The following is a 223-nucleotide window of genomic DNA, read 5'->3' on the forward strand; positions in this document are numbered from 1 at the left end:
CCATGTCCGTCACCCAGTCATCGCCCAGGTCCAGCAAGCGCTCGCTGGATCGATCAGGGCGGGCGAAACCACGGGCGGACTGAATGGCGAACTGCGCGGCGTCAGCTGGGATCCAACCCTCGCCCGAATAGACGGTTCGAACCGGCAGCGGGCGGTCGTCTGCGTCGGTTTCGCCGTGGTTATAGGCGTCGCTGGCGTCCGCACTCTTCAACCAACCAGGCCT

Annotated in this window: 1 protein-coding gene; it reads right to left on the reverse strand. The window is 65.5% G+C overall.

Going from position 1 to position 223, the window contains the following annotated elements:
* The coding region (locus ACM03V_RS34595; RefSeq protein ID WP_414625333.1) for a hypothetical protein at positions 1 to 223 on the reverse strand (223 nt) is incomplete at both ends.

The sequence above is a fragment of the Calothrix sp. CCY 0018 genome (assembly GCF_963920925.1).
Lineage (GTDB): Bacteria > Cyanobacteriota > Cyanobacteriia > Cyanobacteriales > Nostocaceae > Rivularia.